The organism is Nocardioides sp. (assembly GCF_004803405.1).
Classification (GTDB): domain Bacteria; phylum Actinomycetota; class Actinomycetes; order Propionibacteriales; family Nocardioidaceae; genus Nocardioides; species Nocardioides vastitatis.
Genome location: NZ_SSXI01000026.1, coordinates 18,066 through 36,804, shown reverse-complemented (window position 1 = coordinate 36,804; position 18,739 = coordinate 18,066). Strand labels below are relative to the sequence as shown.

General features: G+C 69.9%; 18 protein-coding genes and 1 riboswitch. Of the genes, 11 read left to right on the top strand and 7 right to left on the bottom strand.

All coding sequences use genetic code 11. The features are described from left to right. Both E7Z54_RS02115 and E7Z54_RS02110 read right to left on the bottom strand, forming a co-directional pair. A partial coding sequence (locus tag E7Z54_RS02115; protein ID WP_136431340.1) for an ArsA family ATPase occupies nucleotides 1–953 on the bottom strand: 953 nt, incomplete at its 3' end. An 18-nt stretch (nucleotides 954–971) separates the two neighbouring features. Then, entirely contained in the window at nucleotides 972–1,430 is a 459-nt protein-coding gene (locus E7Z54_RS02110; protein WP_136431338.1) for an SRPBCC family protein, read from the bottom strand. A gap of 49 nt (nucleotides 1,431–1,479) precedes the next feature. Between E7Z54_RS02110 and E7Z54_RS02105 the strand changes: the two genes are divergently transcribed. The 10 genes from E7Z54_RS02105 (at nucleotide 1,480) to E7Z54_RS02060 (ending at nucleotide 12,523) form a co-directional block, all read left to right on the top strand. Next, nucleotides 1,480–3,270, top strand: a complete 1,791-nt coding sequence (locus E7Z54_RS02105) for an AMP-dependent synthetase/ligase (protein ID WP_136431336.1) — start codon at nucleotides 1,480–1,482, stop codon at nucleotides 3,268–3,270. Between the two features lie 238 nt (nucleotides 3,271–3,508). Further along, nucleotides 3,509–4,177 (top strand): Flp pilus assembly protein CpaB, encoded by a 669-nt coding sequence (gene cpaB / locus E7Z54_RS02100; protein ID WP_240769473.1) that lies wholly within the window; start codon nucleotides 3,509–3,511, stop codon nucleotides 4,175–4,177. 7 nt (nucleotides 4,178–4,184) lie between these two features. Next, nucleotides 4,185–5,366, top strand: a complete 1,182-nt coding sequence (locus E7Z54_RS02095; RefSeq protein ID WP_136431332.1) for an AAA family ATPase — start codon at nucleotides 4,185–4,187, stop codon at nucleotides 5,364–5,366. Further along, nucleotides 5,366–6,874 carry a CpaF family protein gene (locus E7Z54_RS02090; RefSeq protein WP_136431330.1) on the top strand — a complete coding sequence of 503 codons (1,509 nt, stop codon included), beginning with the start codon at nucleotides 5,366–5,368 and terminating at the stop codon, nucleotides 6,872–6,874. Before E7Z54_RS02095 ends, E7Z54_RS02090 begins: the two co-directional genes overlap by 1 nt. Beyond that, nucleotides 6,874–8,790 carry a type II secretion system F family protein gene (locus E7Z54_RS02085; protein ID WP_136431328.1) on the top strand — a complete coding sequence of 639 codons (1,917 nt, stop codon included), beginning with the start codon at nucleotides 6,874–6,876 and terminating at the stop codon, nucleotides 8,788–8,790. The genes E7Z54_RS02090 and E7Z54_RS02085 overlap by 1 nt, the downstream gene beginning before the upstream one ends. Continuing rightward, the gene (locus E7Z54_RS02080) at nucleotides 8,790–9,716 is read left to right on the top strand and encodes a type II secretion system F family protein (RefSeq protein ID WP_136431327.1); all 927 of its coding nucleotides are present in this window, start codon (nucleotides 8,790–8,792) and stop codon (nucleotides 9,714–9,716) included. Before E7Z54_RS02085 ends, E7Z54_RS02080 begins: the two co-directional genes overlap by 1 nt. 20 nt (nucleotides 9,717–9,736) lie before the next feature. Next, entirely contained in the window at nucleotides 9,737–11,308 is a 1,572-nt protein-coding gene (locus E7Z54_RS02075; protein WP_136431325.1) for a sensor histidine kinase, read from the top strand. Next, nucleotides 11,305–11,955: a response regulator gene (locus E7Z54_RS02070; protein ID WP_136431323.1), complete on the top strand. Its 651-nt coding sequence runs from the start codon at nucleotides 11,305–11,307 to the stop codon at nucleotides 11,953–11,955. Before E7Z54_RS02075 ends, E7Z54_RS02070 begins: the two co-directional genes overlap by 4 nt. A gap of 154 nt (nucleotides 11,956–12,109) precedes the next feature. Next, entirely contained in the window at nucleotides 12,110–12,292 is a 183-nt protein-coding gene (locus E7Z54_RS02065; RefSeq protein WP_136431321.1) for a Flp family type IVb pilin, read from the top strand. A gap of 78 nt (nucleotides 12,293–12,370) precedes the next feature. Then, entirely contained in the window at nucleotides 12,371–12,523 is a 153-nt protein-coding gene (locus E7Z54_RS02060; RefSeq protein ID WP_136431319.1) for a Flp family type IVb pilin, read from the top strand. Between the two features lie 16 nt (nucleotides 12,524–12,539). On the opposite strand, the gene E7Z54_RS02055 is transcribed toward E7Z54_RS02060, so the two are convergent. The 5 genes from E7Z54_RS02055 to E7Z54_RS02035 form a co-directional block, all read right to left on the bottom strand. After that, nucleotides 12,540–13,790 carry a M48 family metallopeptidase gene (locus E7Z54_RS02055; protein ID WP_240769471.1) on the bottom strand — a complete coding sequence of 417 codons (1,251 nt, stop codon included), beginning with the start codon at nucleotides 13,788–13,790 and terminating at the stop codon, nucleotides 12,540–12,542. A 4-nt stretch (nucleotides 13,791–13,794) separates the two neighbouring features. After that, nucleotides 13,795–15,003 carry a hypothetical protein gene (locus E7Z54_RS02050; RefSeq protein WP_136431317.1) on the bottom strand — a complete coding sequence of 403 codons (1,209 nt, stop codon included), beginning with the start codon at nucleotides 15,001–15,003 and terminating at the stop codon, nucleotides 13,795–13,797. Continuing rightward, the gene (locus tag E7Z54_RS02045; protein ID WP_136431315.1) at nucleotides 15,000–15,998 is read right to left on the bottom strand and encodes a C40 family peptidase; all 999 of its coding nucleotides are present in this window, start codon (nucleotides 15,996–15,998) and stop codon (nucleotides 15,000–15,002) included. Before E7Z54_RS02045 ends, E7Z54_RS02050 begins: the two co-directional genes overlap by 4 nt. Nucleotides 15,999–16,030: 32 nt before the next feature. Beyond that, nucleotides 16,031–16,165, bottom strand: a riboswitch (cyclic di-AMP (ydaO/yuaA leader). A gap of 191 nt (nucleotides 16,166–16,356) precedes the next feature. Then, nucleotides 16,357–16,563 carry a hypothetical protein gene (locus tag E7Z54_RS02040; RefSeq protein ID WP_136431313.1) on the bottom strand — a complete coding sequence of 69 codons (207 nt, stop codon included), beginning with the start codon at nucleotides 16,561–16,563 and terminating at the stop codon, nucleotides 16,357–16,359. Between the two features lie 47 nt (nucleotides 16,564–16,610). After that, nucleotides 16,611–16,841: a hypothetical protein gene (locus E7Z54_RS02035; RefSeq protein ID WP_136431311.1), complete on the bottom strand. Its 231-nt coding sequence runs from the start codon at nucleotides 16,839–16,841 to the stop codon at nucleotides 16,611–16,613. A gap of 100 nt (nucleotides 16,842–16,941) precedes the next feature. Between E7Z54_RS02035 and E7Z54_RS02030 the strand changes: the two genes are divergently transcribed. Continuing rightward, nucleotides 16,942–18,663, top strand: a complete 1,722-nt coding sequence (locus E7Z54_RS02030; protein ID WP_136431309.1) for a DEDD exonuclease domain-containing protein — start codon at nucleotides 16,942–16,944, stop codon at nucleotides 18,661–18,663. The last annotated feature ends 76 nt before the right edge of the window (nucleotides 18,664–18,739 follow it).

Sequence of the window (18,739 nt, the reverse complement as noted above, 5' to 3'; positions counted from 1 at the left end):
AACGGGCCGGCGCCGGCCGGCGCGGCGAGCGGGTCGTCGTCGCCGTACAGCGCGGCCGCGAGGTCGGCGAGCGCGTCGACGCCCATCGGCTCCGCCGGCTGGTACTCCGAGCGCCAGATCGGCAGTCCGGCGAAGGACTGGGTGACCTCGGCCAACACGGACTCCTGGGCGGCGACCCAGCCGGATCGCCACTCGTCTGCGGCGAGGGTCGGGAAGATGCGGTTGGCGATCACTCCGTCGACGCGGTAGCCGAAGAGGCAGAGGCTGGTGAAGGCCCGCCGGGCCTCGGCCAGCACGACCTGCTCCGGGGTGAGCACCAGGCGGACGCTTGCGTCCGCCCCGGACAGCAGCGCGTGGACCTCGTCGAGCTCGCCGTGCAGCCGTGTGATCGCGTCGAACACGGCGTCGCCGGGCATCGGCACGCCAGCGGCGCGGTTGAGGACCGGACGCAGTGCCTTGACCAGCCGTCGCTGGATCGGCAGCAATCGCTCGAGATACCAGCCGAGCGCCTCGGGCAGAGCCAGCAGCCGCAGCGTCTCCGCGGTCGGGGCGCAGTCGACCACGATCACGTCCCACTTCCCCGAGCGGGCGTGCTGTCGCAGCTCCAGCAGCGCCAGGACCTCCTCAGCGCCGGGGATCACCGTCATCTCCTCGGCGGCCACGGGGTCCATCCCCACCGCGTCGAGCACGGAGAGGAGGTAGCGCTGGATGTCGGCCCAGGACTGCTCGAAGCGCAGTTGGGCGTCGACCTGCTGGAGGAACAGGGACGGCCCCACCTCGGTCGGCTCGGCGGAGCGGGTGCCGAAGGCGCCGTAGGCATCGGCGAGCGAGTGGGCAGCATCGGTGGAGATCACGAGCGTGCGCATCCCGCGGGACGCTGCGAGCGCGGCAGTCCCGGCGGCGACGGTCGACTTCCCGACGCCGCCCTTGCCGGTGAACAGGACGATCCGCACGTCTGCCTCCGTGCGCCCTCAGGCGCCGGACTCGACGCGCTTCTTCAGACCCTTGAGCGCCGTGTCGATCAGGATCTTCTCGCCCTTGCGCTTGAGCATCCCGATCAGCGGGATCGAGACGTCGAGCGACAGCCGGTAGGTGACCTCGGTGGAGGTGGGGCTGGTCTCGCGCAGCACGTAGGCACCGTCGAGGGACTTGAGCATCTTGCCCTCGACGAGCGTCCAGGTGACCTGCCGGTCGCCTTCCCACTCGTAGGCGAGCGTGTACTCGTCCTTGATCGGGGACACGTCGAGCGCGAAGAACACCCTGCGCGCGCGGCCGCGGGCCGCGGTGTCGCTGTCGTCGTAGGTCTCCCGGACCTCGGCGACCGTGACGCCCTTCGCCCACTGCGGGTAGGCCGCGAAGTCGGCGATGACGCCCATCACGTCCGTGGCGGGCGCGTCGACGACGATCGACGAAGACGTCTGTTCGGCCATGCGCGCAGGCTACCGGACCCGAAACCGAACCCACCGGTAGCCTTCGACCGTGCGCGAGTACTCCACCCCGCAGACCGTTGAGATCCCGACGACCGGCAACCTGACCGACGATGTCGTGCGCAACGCCTCGGAGGCTCCTGACGCGCCGCAGTTCAGCCGCCCGGACTCCGAGGGCGGTTGGTACGACGTCAGCTGCGCCGAGTTCCTCGCCGAGGTCTCGGCCGTCGCGAAGGGGCTCATCGCGGCCGGGATCGAGCGCGGCGACCGGGTCGCGGTGATCTCCCGGACGCGGTACGAGTGGACGCTGCTCGACTACGCGGTCTGGTTCGCGGGCGCAGCGACGGTGCCGATCTACGAGAGCTCCTCCGAGGAGCAGATCCGCTGGATCCTCTCCGACTCGGGCGCGAAGGCAGTGATCGGGGAGGACCGGAGCCACCTGGCGCGGGTGACGGCCGTCCGAGACGGCCCGAACGACCTCGCGCAGGTCTGGACGCTCGAGGACGACGCCGTCGGCCTGCTCACCGGCCTCGGCACCGCCGTCTCCGACGACGACCTCGAGAACCGCCGCAGGAAGGCTGGTCCGGCGGACCTGGCGACCCTGATCTACACGTCGGGGACCACCGGTCGACCCAAGGGCTGCATGTTGACGCACGGCAACTTCGAGACCGAGCTGCGCGTGGCCGTCGCCGAGCTCGAGCGACTGTTCGACGTCGAGGGCGCGTCGACGCTGCTCTTCCTGCCGCTCGCGCACGTCTTCGCCCGCATCATCCAGGTCGGCTGCGTGAAGTCTCGGACCCGGCTGGGTCACAGCTCGGACATCAAGAACCTCCTGCCCCAGCTGAGCACCTTCAAGCCGACCTTCATCCTCGCGGTGCCGCGGGTCTTCGAGAAGGTCTTCAACACCGCCTCCCAGCGGGCGGCGGCCGACGGGAAGGGCCGGATCTTCGACCGAGCCGCCGAGGTGGCCATCGCCTACTCGCGCGCGCTCGACGGCAGCCGGGTGCCCGTGCGGGTGCGGGCGCAGCACGCCGTGTTCTCGAGGCTGGTCTACGGCAAGCTGCGCGGGGCGCTCGGGGGCCAGTGCGAGTACGCCGTCTCCGGTGGTGCGCCGCTCGGGGACCGCCTCGGTCACTTCTATCGCGGCATCGGCCTGACCGTGCTCGAGGGCTACGGGCTCACCGAGACCACCGCGGCACTGACCGTGAACCTGCCTGACGCTCAGAAGGTCGGCACCGTCGGCCGTCCGCTCCCCGGGGTCGCCGTGCGGGTGGCGGACGACGGTGAGCTGCTGTTCCGCGGGGGCCAGGTGTTCACGGGATACTGGAACGATCCCGCGGCGACGGCGGAGGCGCTCGACGTCGACGGCTGGTTCCACTCCGGTGACGTGGGCGAGGTCGACGACGAGGGCTTCGTCCGGATCACCGGCCGGAAGAAGGAGATCCTGGTCACTGCCGGCGGCAAGAACGTCGCTCCGGCGGTGCTAGAGGACCGGGTCCGCGCCCATCCGCTGGTCAGCCAGTGCCTGGTCGTGGGAGACGGCCAGCCGTTCATCGGCGCCCTCGTCACGATCGACGAGGAGGCCCTTCCCGCCTGGGCCGAGCAGCATGGCAAGTCCGGCAGTGTCGCGGACCTGGCCGACGACGACGACCTGCGCGCCGAGATCCAGCTCGTCATCGACGACGCGAACAAAACCGTCTCCAAGGCCGAGTCGATCCGGAAGTTCACGATCCTCCCCGCGGACTGGACCGAGGAGGCCGGTCAGGTCACCCCGAGCCTGAAGCTGAAGCGGAACGTCGTCCTGCGCGAGTGCCGGGACGAGATCGCCGCGATCTACCAGTGAGGCGATCGAGGCGCTTCCGTCCCCCGGTGGCCGGGTCCGGGTCCTGCTGATTTCACGATTTCAATCACTTTCCCCGCAGACCGACCGATAGTCTCACCGTGCGCTGACGCTTGGGAGGGTCGACGCGCGAGTTTCGGAGTTGTTCGCTGGCGAGGTCCCAGAGGTGGGCCTGCCGGTACATGGGGAGCGGGAGGGCTCTGAAGTGGACCGTCGTAGGTTGCTGCTCGTCGTGGCTGCGATGATCGCTGCGCTGGGTGTCGCGCTCGTCTTCGTCTACGCCCAAGGGGCGGAGACACGGGCAGCCGAGAAGTTCGACACCGTCAAGGTGCTGACCGCATCACAGAAGATCAACCCTGGCGAAAGCTTCGACGATGCCCTCAAGGGCGGCAAGGTCACGCTCAAGCGCATCGCACGGGCCCAGCTCCTCGACGGCGCCGGCCAGGACGCCGACCCACTGCGCGGCAAGATCGCGCTGACCACGATCCATCCCGGGGAGCAGCTGATCCCGGCCAAGTTCGGTGGCGCCGGCGACCCGCTCGACGTCGCGGCGCTGCCGATCCCGAGCGGAATGCTGACCAAGACCGAGGACTTCAACCTCCCTCTCGGCGCCTTCATCCTGCCCGGGTCGGAGGTTGCGATCTTCGCCACCGGCGAGAACGAGCGGACCTGCCTGCTCCTGCCGCGGGTCACGGTCGTGGCCGTGGGTGCCGAGCTGGCCAACGAGGCCGAGGACCAGGACGCGACCAGCGAGGTGGCCAAGGCGCCGCCGCTCACCATCGCGCTGACGCAGGTCGACTTCCAAGCACTCGAGGACGCCAAGCGGGACGGCGAGCTCTCGGTTGCGCTCCTCAACTCCGCGAGCAAGGTGCGCCCGAGCTGCTCAGGCTCGGGCGGTGCACCGCAGTGAGGTCGCCATGCCGGTTCTAGTGGAACAGGACCAGTCGGTCGTGGAGAGGTTGCTCACCGCGATGCCCGCCGGTTCCCACGCGGTCGCGTCGATCGACCGCGCGTATGCCTGGCTCGACCAGCACCCCGAGGAGTACGTCGTCGCGCTCGGGTCCTCGATCCCGCTCGAGACCGCCCTGGCAACCACGGAGGATCTCCGGATCAGCCGTCCGACCGTCAGCGTCGTGCTCGTCCGCGAGCGGTTCGACACCGATGTGCTCACGCGGGCGATGCACGCCGGTGTCCGTGACGTCGTGGTGGAGAACGGCGACGAGAAGGGCCTGACGAATGCCGTCGAGCGCGCCCAGCAGCTGTTTCAGGCCCTACGCGGTCCCGAGGGTGCACGCCAGCAGGGCCGGGTCGTCACGGTCTTCTCCCCCAAGGGAGGCGTGGGCAAGACGACATCCTCGGTCAACCTGGCGCTCGCGCTCACCGATCGTGGCGCACGCAGGGTGTGCCTCGTCGACCTCGACCTCGGCTTCGGCGACGTCGCGATCACGATGCAGCTCTTCCCGACGCACTCCATCGAGCAGGCCGTCGGGTCCGAGGACTCGGTGGACCTCGAAATGCTCGAGGGCTTGATGACTCGCCACCAGGACTCCATCACAGTCCTCGCGGCGCCGTCCCACCCGGACGTGCGAGAGCGGGTCACCCCGCTGCTGATCTCACGGATCCTACGTGCCCTGCGCGAGGGCTTCGACTACATCGTGGTCGACACGGCACCGTCCTTCGACGACGCGACGCTGACCGCACTCGACGAGACGGATGAGTGCGTCGTCGTGGCCACTCTCGACGTGCCGACGCTGAAGAACGTCAAGGTCGCACTGGAGACCATGGACATGCTCAACATCGCGCGGGGCCACCGCCACCTCCTCCTCAACCGTGCCGACGATGCGGTCGGCATCAGCGTCGAGAAGGTGGAGAGCATCCTGGGGATGCCTGTGGCCTCACAGGTCGCGACCGCGGTCGAGATCGCCGCTTCGACGAACGCCGGCACACCGATCGTGGCCCACAAGCCGAGCCATCCGGCGAGCCTCGCCTACGCGCAGCTGGCGTCCACTCTGGCCGGCGATCCGATGCCACGCCAGACCGCCGGTGAGAGCTTCGGGCAGCCGCGGTCGCGTGGCCTCTTCCGCCGCGGGAGGGCCTGATGTCGACGCTCTCCGACCGCCTCGCCGCCGCCCGTGGTGAAGCGGGTACCGCCAGGGACAAGCCCGCCGGGACGGCCGATCTGGAACCCCAGGCCGACACCGCTGGCGGCTCGGCCAGGGCAGACGAGACCGAGCATCCCGCAACGGGGCAGACCTCCGGGCCGCTCTCGGCGCGCGCCCCTGCGGTCGGCCCCGACAGCCGTCCGGCCTCCCGGCGAGCGCTGGTCAGCCAGGAGGCCGACCGGATCGAGGAGCTCAAAGCGAGCGTCCACGCCGAGCTTCTGAAGAGGCTCGGTCCGCACCTCTACGACGCCGACATGGACCAGCAGGAGCTGGACCAGACCGTACGCAACGTTCTCTCCGAGGTGCTCGGCTCGCAGGACCGCCCGTTGAGCGCGGCGGACCGCTCCCGGGTGACCCTCGAGATCACCGACGACATCCTCGGCTACGGACCGATCGATCCGTACCTCCGCGATCCTGAGGTCTCCGAGGTCATGGTCAACGGCCCCGACGTCTGGCTGGAGAAGAACGGCCGGCTGATGAAGGCCGACGCCCACTTCACCGACGAGGCTCACCTGCGCCGCACGATCGACAAGATCGTGTCGCGGATCGGCCGTCGCGTGGACGAGTCCTCGCCGATGGTCGATGCCCGCCTTCCCGACGGCAGCCGGGTCAACGCCATCGTCCCGCCGCTGGCGGTCGATGGCTCAGCGCTCACGATCCGCAAGTTCTCGGCGGACCCGCTCACGGTGCAGGACTTGATCAACTTCGGGTCACTCACTCCGCAGACCGCCGACTTCCTCGACGCGTGCGTCCGGGGCCGCCTCAACGTCATCGTCTCGGGCGGAACTGGCGCGGGCAAGACGACCACGCTCAACGTGCTCTCGTCGTTCATCCCGACCGACGAGCGAATCGTCACGATCGAGGACGCCGCGGAGCTTCAGCTCAAGCAGGACCACGTGGTCCGGTTGGAGTCCCGGCCGGCCAACATCGAGGGCAAGGGCGCGGTCACCATCCGCGACCTGGTCCGCAACAGCCTGCGGATGCGGCCGGACCGCATCGTCGTCGGCGAGGTCCGTGACGCCTCGGCGCTCGACATGCTCCAGGCGATGAACACCGGTCACGACGGCTCGATCTGCACCCTGCACTCCAACGGTCCCCGGGACGCACTGGCGCGCATGGAGACGATGGTGCTGATGGCCGGTATGGACCTACCGATCCGCGCCATTCGCGAGCAGGTGGCCTCCGCCGTGGACCTGATCGTGCACCAGACCCGCTTCAAGGACGGCACCAGGCGGATCACGCACATCACCGAGGTGGAGCGGATGGAGGGCGACGTCATCACCCTCCAAGACATCTTCGTCTTCGACAACACCGCGGGCTTCGACGAGAACGGCCGTGTGCTCGGCCGCCTGCGCTCGACGGGTCTGCGGCCGAAGTTCATCGAGAAGCTGGCCTACGCCAACGTCTCGGTCGACCCGATGACCTTCCGAACGGACCAGGTGTGATGGCTGCGCGTCGGCTGTTCCTCCTCTTCGCCGCGTTGGTCGCGGCGGTGCTGCTTCCCGCTGCTGCGGCTTCCGCCGAGGACGGCACGATCACCCATGTCGAGTCGTCGGGCGAGGACCTGCGCGTCCTCGTCAACGTCCCGCCCGGCGTGGAGGTCGACCTCGCCGGCGTCTCCGCGACGCTCGACGGCGGATCGCTCAACGCGACGGCGTCTGCTGCCGGCACGGTCTCCTCGGTGAAGCGGGTGACGATCCTCGCCATCGACACCAGCCGTTCCATGGCTCGCAGCGGCCGCTTCGCAGCCGCCAAGGATGCGGCCGGCATCTACCTCGACAGCGTCCCACGAGACGTCGAGGTCGGCGTGGTGACGTTCGACAGCGAGGTGGCGGTGGCGCTCAGCCCCACGACCGACCGTGACGCTGCCCGCGCGGTCATCAACAGCCTGGACCTGCGACGCGACACGTTGCTCTACGACGGAGTGTCCGCCGCTGTGGACGCAGCCGGGGAGGACGGTCAGCGAACCGTTCTCCTGCTCTCCGACGGGTCGGACACCGGCGGGTCGGCCACGCTCGATGACGTCACGGGCGTGATCGAGTCGACCGAGACCCTCGTGGACGTGGTCAGCCTCGGCCAGTCCGGCAAGGCCCTCGCACCACTGCGTGCCATGGCCGATGCCGGGAACGGCCGCGTCATCGAGTCCACCGGCCCGGCGCTGGCGGAGGCGTTCCGCACGCAGGCCGATCTCCTTGCGGGCCAGGTCCTTATCACCGCGCCCTTGCCGAGCGACTTCGACGCACGTGAGGCAACCGTCGAGGTCATCCTGCCCACCGCCGGCGAGCCCGTCGTGGCTCGCGCGTTGGCGTCCATTCAGGAGGCGTCGTCGACGGACGCGGTCGACGTCCTTCCGACGCTCGACAGTCCAGCCGGCTGGGCGGTGCCGGGCTGGCTGCTCTACGTGGGTATCGGGGTGTCCGCGATCGGCCTCGTCTCGGCGGCCGTCCTCCTGGTTCCTCGTGCCCCGGGCCCGATGACCATCGCCGAGCGTGTCGAGGCCTACAGCGCCCGGACATCGGGCTCGGCCGAGCGATCGCTGGCAAAGCCGCCCACGGAGCCGGTGATGGACCAGGCGAGGGCCGCGGCCGCCGGCGTCCTGGAGCGGAACAGCGGCCTGAACGAGAGACTCATGCGCCGACTCGCGGCTGCCGGCAGCGAGTTCAAGCCGTCGGAGTGGTTGCTGGTTCACGTCGCCGTCGTGTTCGGCGCAGGAGCCGTTGGACTCCTGCTCGGGAAGGGCAGCATCCTCGTCGGTCTCCTGTTCCTGGTGGCAGGCGTCTTCCTGCCACCCATCTACCTCCGGTTCCGGACGAGCCGGCGCCGTCGTGCATTCGACGCTGCCCTGCCCGAGGTGCTCCAGCTGATTGCCGGAGCCCTGAGCGCCGGCCTCTCCCTCGCCCAGGCGATCGACACCGTCGTCCGCGAGGGTCCCGAGCCGATCGCGTCGGAGTTCAAGCGGGTGCTCGTCGAGGCGCGGATCGGCATGCCGCTCGAAGACGCCTTCGAGGGCGTCGCTGACCGGTTCCAGAGCAAGGACTTCGCCTGGAGTGTCATGGCGATCCGAATCCAGCGCCAGGTCGGTGGAAACCTCGCCGAGCTGCTGACGACCGTCGCGTCGACGATGCGGGAGCGTGCCTACCTCCGCCGCCAGGTGCGCTCCCTGTCCGCCGAAGGACGGCTCTCGGCGATGATTCTGTGCGGTCTTCCTCCGGTGTTCGCGCTCTATCTGTTCCTCACCAATCGATCCTTCCTCGCGCCGCTCGTGACGGATGCCCGAGGCCTGGTGCTGAGCATCGGAGGCAGTGTCTGGATGCTGATCGGCGTCTTCTGGATGTCCCGAATGGTGAAGGTGGACGTGTGATGCTGCTGCTCCTCGCGTTCGTGCTCATCGTCGGCGCCCTCGCAGCGCTCAGCGCCGCACTCGTCAGGGAGGAGGCGCCGACCGGCCTGGCGCGGGCGCTCCACGCGCTGGATCAGCACGGCAGCTCCGGCCGTGAGCTGGCGGAGGATGCGGATCGCTCGTTCGCCGACCGCGTCCTGGAGCCGCTGCAGCAGCGAGCCCTCGGTCTGGGCCGTCGTCTGACTGGGGGCGACAAGGCGGAGCGGATCCGTCGCAAGCTGGACCTGGCGGGCAATCCGACCGGATGGACCGTCGATCGGGTCATCTCCACGAAGGTCGTCTGCGCGGCCGGTTTTCCGATCTGCGCCCTCGCATATGGCCTCGTCGTCGGACTCGGCGTCACCTGGCTCGCACTTCTCGTGATCCTCGCCCTGGTAGCGGGATTCTCCGCTCCCGACCTCTTCCTCCATCAGCGTGCCGCGAAGCGGGCGGACAAGCTCAGGCGCACTCTCGCCGATGCGGTCGACCTGCTCACGATCAGCGTCGAGGCAGGACTCGGCTTCGACGCCGCCGTCCAGCAGGTCGCGCGCAACACCGACGGTCCGCTCGCCGAGGAGTTCTCGCGCGTCCTGAGGGAGATGCAGCTCGGGATGGGACGCTCGGACGCCATGCGCGCCATGGGCGAACGGAGCAACGTCGATGAGCTGCACACGTTCGTCGGCTCCATGGTGCAGGCTGACGCCTTCGGCATCCCGATCGGCCAGGTGCTGCGGGTGCAGGCCACGGAGATCCGCACCAAGCGTCGACAGTATGCCGAGGAGAGGGCGCAGCAGGTCCCGGTGAAGATCATGCTGCCCCTGATTCTCTTCATCCTCCCCTGCCTGTTCGTCGTCGTGATGGGGCCGGCGGTCCTCGGCGCCATCGACAGCTTCGGCGGAACGGGCTGACGGGGGCCTAGGCTCGGTACATGCCCAGTAGCCAGACGTACGCCGTGGTCGGAGCCGCGCGGTTCTTCGCGCTGCTCGCGATCGGCGGTCCGATCCTCTGGTTCCGTCAGGGAGAGGGCCTACTGGCCCTGCTCGCGCTCACTGCCGTGTGGATCTACCAGGGCATCACCGCGATCAGGCGGGATCTCGATCTGTCGATGCGTCCGTCGACGGAGGCAGCGACCGTCGGCGCGATCTGTGCGGTCGGTATGGTCTACGCCCCCTCGATCCTGGCCGCCCTGGTCGTGCCACCGCTTTACGCGACGGCGGTCGCCGGCATGCGCACGATGGCTCGAACGGTGCTGGTCGAGCTGATCGCGGTCGTGGCTCTGGGGCTGATGTGGTGGGAGCGCCTGACGGGCGAGCAGAGCGTCTCGATCTTCACCTGGGTGATGGCGGGCGTCGGCCTGAGCCTGATCGCCGGTGTGACGTTCTCCTCGGACCGGGGGGCAGACCCCCTCGCGCCCTACCGCGACGCCCAACAGCACCTCAAGCAGCTGCTCGACCTCTCCGGAAGCCTCAGCTCCGGGCTCGACGTGGGTGCGCTCGGCGGAGAGCTGCTCAGCCGGGTCAGCGACCGGATTCCCAACCGGGGCCTCGTGCTCTACGTGCCGCGGGGCGACGACCTGACGCCGGTGGCCTCCACGATCGAGCTCGAGCCGGGCGACTCCGCCGCGTGCGAGACGCTGGCCTGCGATGTCCGCGGCCTCGGGAAGGGTGACGCCGGCACCGTCCAGATCGGACAGGGCTTCGCCTTCCGGGTCACCGACCAGGCCATCGTCGCCGGCCTGCGCCCGGCCGCGTCGGACGGCGACCGGCGGCTGTCCCTCGGGAACCTCGCTCACGACCTGGCCGACTGCGCAGTCAAGCTGGATGCGGCACTGCTGTTCGCACAGTTCCGGGACGCGGCAACGGCTGACGAGCGAAACCGCCTGGCCCGCGAGATGCACGACGGCGTCGCGCAGGACATCGCCTCCCTCGGGTACATCATCGACGCCCTCGCCGCGCGTCCCGCGGACGAGCAGCAGGCCAAGTACCTCGCCCTGCTCCGCGAGCGGGTCTCCACGGTCGTCGGGGAGGTCCGGCGCTCGGTGATGAACCTGCGCACCAGCATCGGGGAGAACGAGAGCCTGGGCGGCGCGATCAGCGGTGTTGCCCGACACCTCTCGGAGTCGTCGGGCATCCCGATCCGGGTGCGTCTGGACGAGCAGCCTCAGCGACTCCGGCCGGAGGTCGAGGCCGAGCTCTTCCGGATCGCCCAGGAAGCCATGAACAACGCGGTCAAGCACGCTCGGGCCACGGCGATCGACGTGAGATGCCAGGTGTACGCACCCGAGGCGCTCATCACCATCACCGACAACGGAGTCGGCCTGCAACGCGCCCGCACCGACTCGCACGGGCTGAAGATCATGCGCGAGCGTGCGAGACTGATCGGTGCGGAACTCGTGGTTCGCGACAACGCCAGTCGGGGCCTCACGGTCTCGGTGTCACTCAAGGCGCCACGCGCTCCGAAGGCCGCCAAGAACGCCCCGACCACGGAGGAGAAGCGATGAGCGACACCATCAGGGTTCTGCTGATCGACGACCACGAGCTGATTCGCAGCGGGCTCGGCGCAGTGCTCGACATGGAGGACGACCTGGACGTGGTCGGCACGGCGGGGTCGGTCGAGGAGGGCATCGCGCGCTATCGCGAGCTCAAGCCCGACGTCGTCGTCACCGATCTCCAGATGCAGGACGGGACCGGCCTCGACGTGGTGCGCACGATCCGCAAGGAGAGCGACACCGTCGGGTTGATCGTGCTGACCATGCACTCGGGTGACGAGCAGATCTTCGCCGCGATGCAGGCGGGCGCGTCCGGGTTCGTCGGCAAGGACGCCCCGTCCACGGAGGTGATCAAGACGGCCCGGCACTCGGCAGTCTCCCCCAAGGCCTTCGTGTGCGCCGGCCTCGTCGGAGCCATGATGCGACGCCAGTCGGCTGAGTCCACCGCACTCACCGAGCGCGAGCACGACGTGCTTTTGCTGCTGGCGGAGGGCCTCAACGCTGCCGCGATCGGGCAGAAGCTCTACCTCTCCGAGTCGACGACCAAGTCCCACATCGCCCGGATCTACCAGAAGCTGGGCGCTGCGAACCGAGCCCAGGCGTTGGTGACCGCGATGCGGATCGGGCTGCTCTCGACCGTCCAGCCGTCGGCTCGCTGAGTCGCCCGTCGCCGATCACGGCGGCGCCTTAGTCCCAAATGACTACGGGCATCGAGTCGAACTCCCGATCCGTGGGTCGTGCGGATCAGGCAGGCTTTCCTCATCGGGGAATACGCCCCGGGGACACTGCAAGACACGCCATAGGAGCACCCCGATGATCCAGTACCTCAACATCCTGCTGAACGCCCGCCTGACCAAGATGGAGGAGCGTGGCGCGACCGCCGTCGAGTACGGCCTCCTGGTCGCCCTCATCGCCGCCGCCATCGTGGCCGTCGTGTTCACGCTCGGTGACACCATCAAGGGCGCCTTCACCGACGTCAACAGCAGCATCGACTGATCCGTTCGAGCCGTCGGGACGGCCGCGTCGCAACCCTGTGACGCGGCCGTCCTGCATTTCACAGGAGAGCCCGCAGCCGTGATCCGTTGCGATGGAGCCCCGCACGAACGCGGAGCGTCCGCGATCGAGTACGCCTTGCTGGTCTTCCTGATTGCGGCGGTCGTCGTCGGTGGAGTACTGCTCCTGGGCCCCAACGTCGCGGAGCTCTACGAGACCGCCAGCTCCTGGTGAACCTGCGCGAGGCCCGTCAGCGCTGAGCGAGCGCGATCCGCTCGAGCACGGTCGGATGAGAGCCGAACCACCACTGCGACCACGCCGGAGGTGTGGGGTCGGCCTGGGATCGCAGTGCCAGACGGCGTTGGAGACCGACGAACGCCTCCGGGCTCTTCGTCGCCTCCAGCGCCGTCTGGTCTGCCCGCAGCTCCAGCTGCCGGCTCACGGCGCTCTGCGCCGGCGCCGACAGCAGCATCGCGATCGCCGCGAGCGCCAGGACGGGCGGCACGGAACGGATATCCGCGACCCCCGCTATCGGGCGGTTGCCACCCACCCGCCGCCCACGGCCCGGGAGCAGCACCCCGAGCAGCCCGATGCCCACGAAGGCACCTGCCGCACCCAGCGCGGTCCCGGTGACCACGTCGCCGTGCTTCGCGTGCGCCAGCTCGTGCGCCACCACCGAGAGCGCCTCGTCCTCCGGGGTGTCCTGGACCAGGTTGTCGTAGAGCACCACGCGACGGGTGTGGCCGAAGCCGGAGACGTAGGCATTCAGGGTCGTCGTACGCCGTGATGCGTCCGCGACCAGGACGTCGTCGACCGCCACCCCCTCCTTCTCGGCGAGCTCGAGCACCGCTGTCCGAAGAGCGCCTTCCTGCAGCGGCTCGAACCGGTTGAACAGAGGCTCCACCACCAGCGGGTAGCCGAAGGATCCTACGACCACGAGGGCGGCCAGGCCCGCGCCCGCGACCGCCGGCCAGGCCCGTGGCCATCGGCGCGCACAACCCACCAGGGCCACCAGCGCGATCGACGTCGACGCGATGGCGACCAGCTCCCCCTTGGCCAGGTCGATGCTCCACGCCGTCCAGCTGCCGGCTGCGAGGCCCTCGTCCAGCCGTAGCTGGCGCAGGGCGATCCCGAACGGCAGTGTCACCACGCGTCCGATCAGCGTCAGCGCCGTGACCACCAGGACGATCCGCAGCCACCACGGCCCGCGCATCACCTCGGCGAGGGCGCGGCCCCGGCGACCGAAGCCCAGCCAGCAGGCGACCGCGAGGGATGCCACCAGCGAGGACCAGCTCCAGGCCCGTGCCCATCGGGAGAAGTGCTCGGCACGCTCGATCTCTTCGGGCGAGAAGACGGTGGCGGCCGCGACGGGGTCCGGCAGACCGCCCGGCACCGGCTCCCACGGCACCCGCGCCATCGCGACGAGCACGAACCCGGCGATACCGATCAGGAGCGTCCCCAGCGCGACCCGACGGGCGTCAGCAGGGGGGCCGGGTTCCACGGCCCTACTCTGACACGCCGGCCGCGACGGCCAGCCGGGCCCGCCAGGCCGCCGTCAGGTCGGCTTCGCTCCACCCGAACCGCGTGCGCAGCTCGGCATCGAGACTCGCCCCGCCGAGGACGGCGTCGTAGAGGCCGACCAAGGCGGCCCCACCGCTTCTCTCGGCAAGGGTCACGCACACCAGCCACGCCGCTTCGTAGGCGGCTCCGAGGTGGCTGCTGCCGGTGTCGAAGTCGGTCGCAGACGGCAGCGCCCCGGGGAGTCCGTCCCGTCGGATCTGAGCGATGATCTGCCCGGCTGTCCGGCTCAGCGGCAGGTCCACGTCACGCAGCGCGATGTAGTCGGCGAATCCCTCCACCAGCCACAACGGGCCGCGCCGCGCCAGCGCGGCACCCGTGACCGCGTGGACGGTCTCGTGGGTCATCACCACTTGAGCGGCGACAGGTTCGAGGTCGCCGAAGACGGTGGGGTTGAGAAAGACGTGGACCGGGCTGCCCGGGGCGCTGGACCCGTCCACCGGCGCCGTGACGGCGGCGATCGCGTCGTACTCTCCTCGCGCGGCGTCCAGCGCGTGGTGCAGCGCTGCGGCGTCGGGAGGCACCTCCACCACGAGCCGCGCCCGCCGCCGGAGGATGCCGCGGACATCTGTTGCGGCGACGCGCGCCCAGCGGGCGTACCGCGCCAGCTCTGTGGCGGGCACGGGACCGAACACCACTGTCCCGGCCGTACGACGGACGCTGACCGCTCCGGAGAGCCAGACCGGGAGCCGATGACGCTGACCGCCGACGCCGGCGATCCGGTCGCCCGCCTCGGCGAAGGAGAACGGAATCTCCACCCGGGCGGACGCCTCGTCGAAGCCTTCGTGGCGCCAGGTCACGGCGACCATGCCGTCCCAGACGCCGTCGTCGCTCGTGCTGCCCGTCTCGGCCACGTAACGGAAGGTGATGTCCGTGAGGCCGAGCGCGGTCGCGTTCTTCGCGATCGCAGCGAGCCGCTCGGTGGCCTCGACATCGGCGCCGAGCTCACCGGCCGCGGTGGCATCGTCGGTCTGGATGGCCTTCTGGAGGGCCTGGATGGTGTCGCCGGCGGCCGCGGGCGCCACCTCGCTCCCCTGTTGGGGCGGTGGTGGCGCGACATAGTCGTCGGCCGAGCAGCCGCCGGCCAGCAGCGCGGCGGCGAGCAGCAGGATCGTCGGGGCGGCCCGGCGGTTCACCCAGGCCGGACCGCTCCGGTGTACGGCATCGAGTTCACCGCAGCCACCCGCACACCCGAGCCCGGGTTCGCAGCGTGGACGATCATGCCGTTGCCGATGTAGATGCCGACGTGGCTGATCGGGCTGTAGTAGAAGACGAGGTCACCGGGCTGCAGCTCGCTCTGCGAGACCCGGGCTCCGCTGCCGTACTGCGCGCTTGAGGAGTGCGGCAGGCCGACGCCGGCCTGGCCCCAGGCCATCATCGTCAGACCGGAGCAGTCGAACGCGTTCGGACCGGCAGCGCCGTAGACGTAGGAGTCGCCGACCTGCGCGAGGGCGTACCTGACCGCGACGGCCGCCCGGCCCGACGCGGGAATGGACGCCGCGTCCGGGGCACGCATGCCGCCGTCACGGGAGAGGATCGCCTCGCGCTCCTCCTCCTCGAGCCGCGAGAGGAGCTCCTCGGCCTCCTCGAGCTTGGAGTCGGCCGTCTCCTTCTCCTCGGCCAGCTTGGCCTGGAGGTCGGCGACGTCGTTGCGACGCTGCTCGGTCTGGTCCTTGCGGATGTCGTAGGCCTCGAGCTCGTTGTCGTAGTCCGACAGGAGCGAGTCCTGGAGTCCGTCGATGGTCGACAGGGTCGAGAGCTGGTCGAGGAAGCCCTCGGAGTCCGAGGCGAGCAGCTCACCGGCGGGGCCGAGGCCGCCGCTCTGGTACCGCTGGATGATCGAGTCCCGGACATCGGACCGGACGCCCTCGAGGGCGTCGCCCTGGCGGGCCTGGTCGGCCTCGAGCGAGTCGACCTCCTCGTTGAGCTCGGCGAGCTCGAGCCTGGCGTCGTTGTACCGCTCCGAGGCCTGCTCGGCCTCGTGGTAGAGACGCTCCACGCGGTCCCGGACGGTGTCGATGTCCGGCTCGGCATGCGCGGGGCTGGTGGGGGCGCTCAGGGAGAGTCCGATGGATGCCGCGAGGGCGAGCGATGCGAGCGCTGCGGTGGTACGGGTCCGGCCGTTCAGCACGAGCTGGCGGTCTCCTCTGGGTGTCGTACGCCTACCGGGTGAGCTGACGGGTTCGGGCACGACTTGCCCTACCCGCCCTCCTCGCGCCGGCGACAGTCCGGTCGGACTGCCGCGGTCGCGCCTCGAGCGGGATTCACCCCAGAAGTGGTTGGGTCCCCGGCTCCGGACCCCCGAGGAGATCCGAACTCGACGCGATGCCTGCGCGGATCGGTCGATCCACTTCCACAGACACCTGAGCGAGCAGACTAATCGGCCGCGCCGAGCGCACCAAACCCTCCCTTGCGTGTTGGGCACGAAGGGGTCCGATCATCAGTCACATGAGTCACAGGACTCACTCCAACCACTCCGGCACCTCGGGTCACGCGGACTCCACGTGCGGTGTGTCCACCGGCCGCACCAGGCGCAGCGGAGGCACGAGCCCGCCCTCGGCCAAGGCACCGAGCGCGCGCAGCTCCTCGTCGTCGATCACCAGCTCGGGCGGCGGCCCGAGCAGCACGGTCACCACGCAGTCGTGGCATGCGAGACCGCGCACCACGCACGTGTCGCAGTCGATTCTCGTCGTCATGGAACGAGGTTGACAGCGGGGTCCGACACAGTGGCCGCGCCGAGGTCTCAGGCGTCGGCGCGCGCGACCAGCTCGATGGTGTCGTCGCGGCCGCACCACCGGCAGCGAACCGACTCGACGGTCTCGCCGAGCACCTCGGTCTGCTCGATCCGGTGGTCGCCCGCCAGGTCGAAGTGCCAGTACTCCGTGGTCTGCCGACTGCGGGACACGTCGAACCTGGTCAGGTTGCCGCAGCCGCCGCAGCGCCAGCGGAGGTTGTCGTCGGGGAGCACGGACACGCCGACGAGTGTACGGCGACAGCGGACCGCATGACGTAGGGGTGGCACCCCAGCGCGTGGCTCACGCCACCTGTCGGAGGGTGCGCCTAACGTCGTCGACATGAGCACCGCCCCCGTCACCGCGGCCCCCGGCCGATGGGACGAGCAGCGCACCTTCGAGGAGCTCGGGCGGCCGCTGCACGACCTCACCTTCTGCGTCGTCGACCTCGAGACCACGGGCGGCTCCGTCGGCGACGGCGACCGGATCACCGAGATCGGCGCCGTGAAGGTCCGTGGCGGACAGGTGCTCGGGGAGTTCCAGACCCTGGTGAACCCGCACACGTCCATCCCGGCGTTCATCGCCGTCCTCACCGGGATCACCAACCGGATGGTCGCCGACGCACCACCGATCACGTCCGCCCTCCCCGCGTTCCTCGAGTTCGCCGCAGGATCGGTGCTGGTGGCCCACAACGCCCGCTTCGACGTCGGCTTCCTCAAGCACTTCGCCCGGGAGCAGGACATCCCCTGGCCCGACTTCGAGGTGCTGGACACGGTCAAGCTCGCGCGGCACGTCGTCAGTCGGGACGAGTCGCCCAACCACAAGCTGTCCTCCCTGGCCCGCGTCTTCCGTTCCGGCACCACACCCAACCACCGTGCCCTCGAGGACGCGCGCGCGACCGTCGACGTCCTGCACGGGATGATGGAGCGCCTCGGCGGCCTCGGGGTGCACACCCTCGAGGAGCTCCAGGGGTACTCATCGAAGGTCGCTTCCGCGCAGCGACGCAAGCGCCACCTCGCCGACCATCTCCCCCACGCTCCCGGGGTCTACCTGTTCCGGGACGATCGGTCACGCGTGCTCTACGTCGGCACGTCGAAGGACCTGCGACGCCGAGTCCGCTCCTACTTCACCGCCTCGGAGACGCGCTCGCGGATCGGCGAGATGGTGCAGATCGCCACCAGGGTCGAGGGCATCGAGTGCGCCACCCCGCTGGAAGCCGAGGTCCGGGAGCTGCGCCTGATCGCGGAGCACAAGCCGAGCTACAACCGCCGCTCACGCTTCCCGGAGAAGGTCACCTTCCTCAAGCTGACTCGTGAGGTGTGGCCACGGCTATCCATCGTCAAGCGGGTGCTCGCCGACGACGCCGACTATCTCGGGCCCTTCTCCTCCCGCTCCGCGGCGGAGAGCACGCTCGCCGCGCTGCACGAGGTCTTTCCGATCCGGCAGTGCAACGACCGGCTCGGCCGCCAGCCGTCGCGGTCCGCCTGTGTCCTCGCCGAGATGGCGCGCTGCCTCGCACCCTGCGACGGCAGCGTCGACCTGCAGACCTACGCCGCAGTCGTGCGCCAGCTGCAGGACAACCTGAAGCGGCGTCCGGACGACGTCGTCGAGCTGGTCAACGCCAAGATGGCCGCGCTCGCCGAGCAGGAGCGGTTCGAGGAGGCTGCCGCACACCGTGACCGGCTGGCGTCGTTCGTCCGGGGCGCCGCACGCACCCAGCGGCTGAGCGCGCTCACCCGGTGCCCGGAGATCGTGGCCGCTCGACGCGAGGAGGACCCGTCGGCAGGCTCCGGACGACGTGCCCGCTGGGCGGTCCACGTCATCCGCCGCGGCCGCCTTGCCGCCGCCGGTGTCATTCCGGCCGGCACGGACGCGGTGGCCTACGTCGACTCGCTCCGAGCGTCGGCTGAGACCGTGCTCCCCACAGTCGGCCCGGCCCCCGCGGCGTCCGCCGAGGAGTCGGAGCGGATCCTCCGCTGGCTGGAGTCGCCGGGGGTGCGCCTGGTCGACGTGGTCGGTGAGTGGACCTGCCCCGTGCACGGAGCAGGCCGGCACCATCTCTGACGCCGCGCTCGTGCTTCCCGCTTGATCTGGACCCGCGGGTTTGCGGGCGAATGCGGCCCTTCGCCGTCACGACGCA

Coding starts and splice junctions, on each gene's coding strand:
- E7Z54_RS02090 (WP_136431330.1), top strand. CDS start 5,366: ATGTCGACGCTCTCCGACCGCCTCGCCGCCGCCCGTGGTGAAGCGGGT.
- E7Z54_RS02110 (WP_136431338.1), bottom strand. CDS start 1,430: ATGGCCGAACAGACGTCTTCGTCGATCGTCGTCGACGCGCCCGCCACG.
- cpaB (WP_240769473.1), top strand. CDS start 3,509: ATGATCGCTGCGCTGGGTGTCGCGCTCGTCTTCGTCTACGCCCAAGGG.
- E7Z54_RS02030 (WP_136431309.1), top strand. CDS start 16,942: ATGAGCACCGCCCCCGTCACCGCGGCCCCCGGCCGATGGGACGAGCAG.
- E7Z54_RS02080 (WP_136431327.1), top strand. CDS start 8,790: ATGCTGCTGCTCCTCGCGTTCGTGCTCATCGTCGGCGCCCTCGCAGCG.
- E7Z54_RS02075 (WP_136431325.1), top strand. CDS start 9,737: ATGCCCAGTAGCCAGACGTACGCCGTGGTCGGAGCCGCGCGGTTCTTC.
- E7Z54_RS02065 (WP_136431321.1), top strand. CDS start 12,110: ATGATCCAGTACCTCAACATCCTGCTGAACGCCCGCCTGACCAAGATG.
- E7Z54_RS02040 (WP_136431313.1), bottom strand. CDS start 16,563: ATGACGACGAGAATCGACTGCGACACGTGCGTGGTGCGCGGTCTCGCA.
- E7Z54_RS02095 (WP_136431332.1), top strand. CDS start 4,185: ATGCCGGTTCTAGTGGAACAGGACCAGTCGGTCGTGGAGAGGTTGCTC.
- E7Z54_RS02070 (WP_136431323.1), top strand. CDS start 11,305: ATGAGCGACACCATCAGGGTTCTGCTGATCGACGACCACGAGCTGATT.
- E7Z54_RS02085 (WP_136431328.1), top strand. CDS start 6,874: ATGGCTGCGCGTCGGCTGTTCCTCCTCTTCGCCGCGTTGGTCGCGGCG.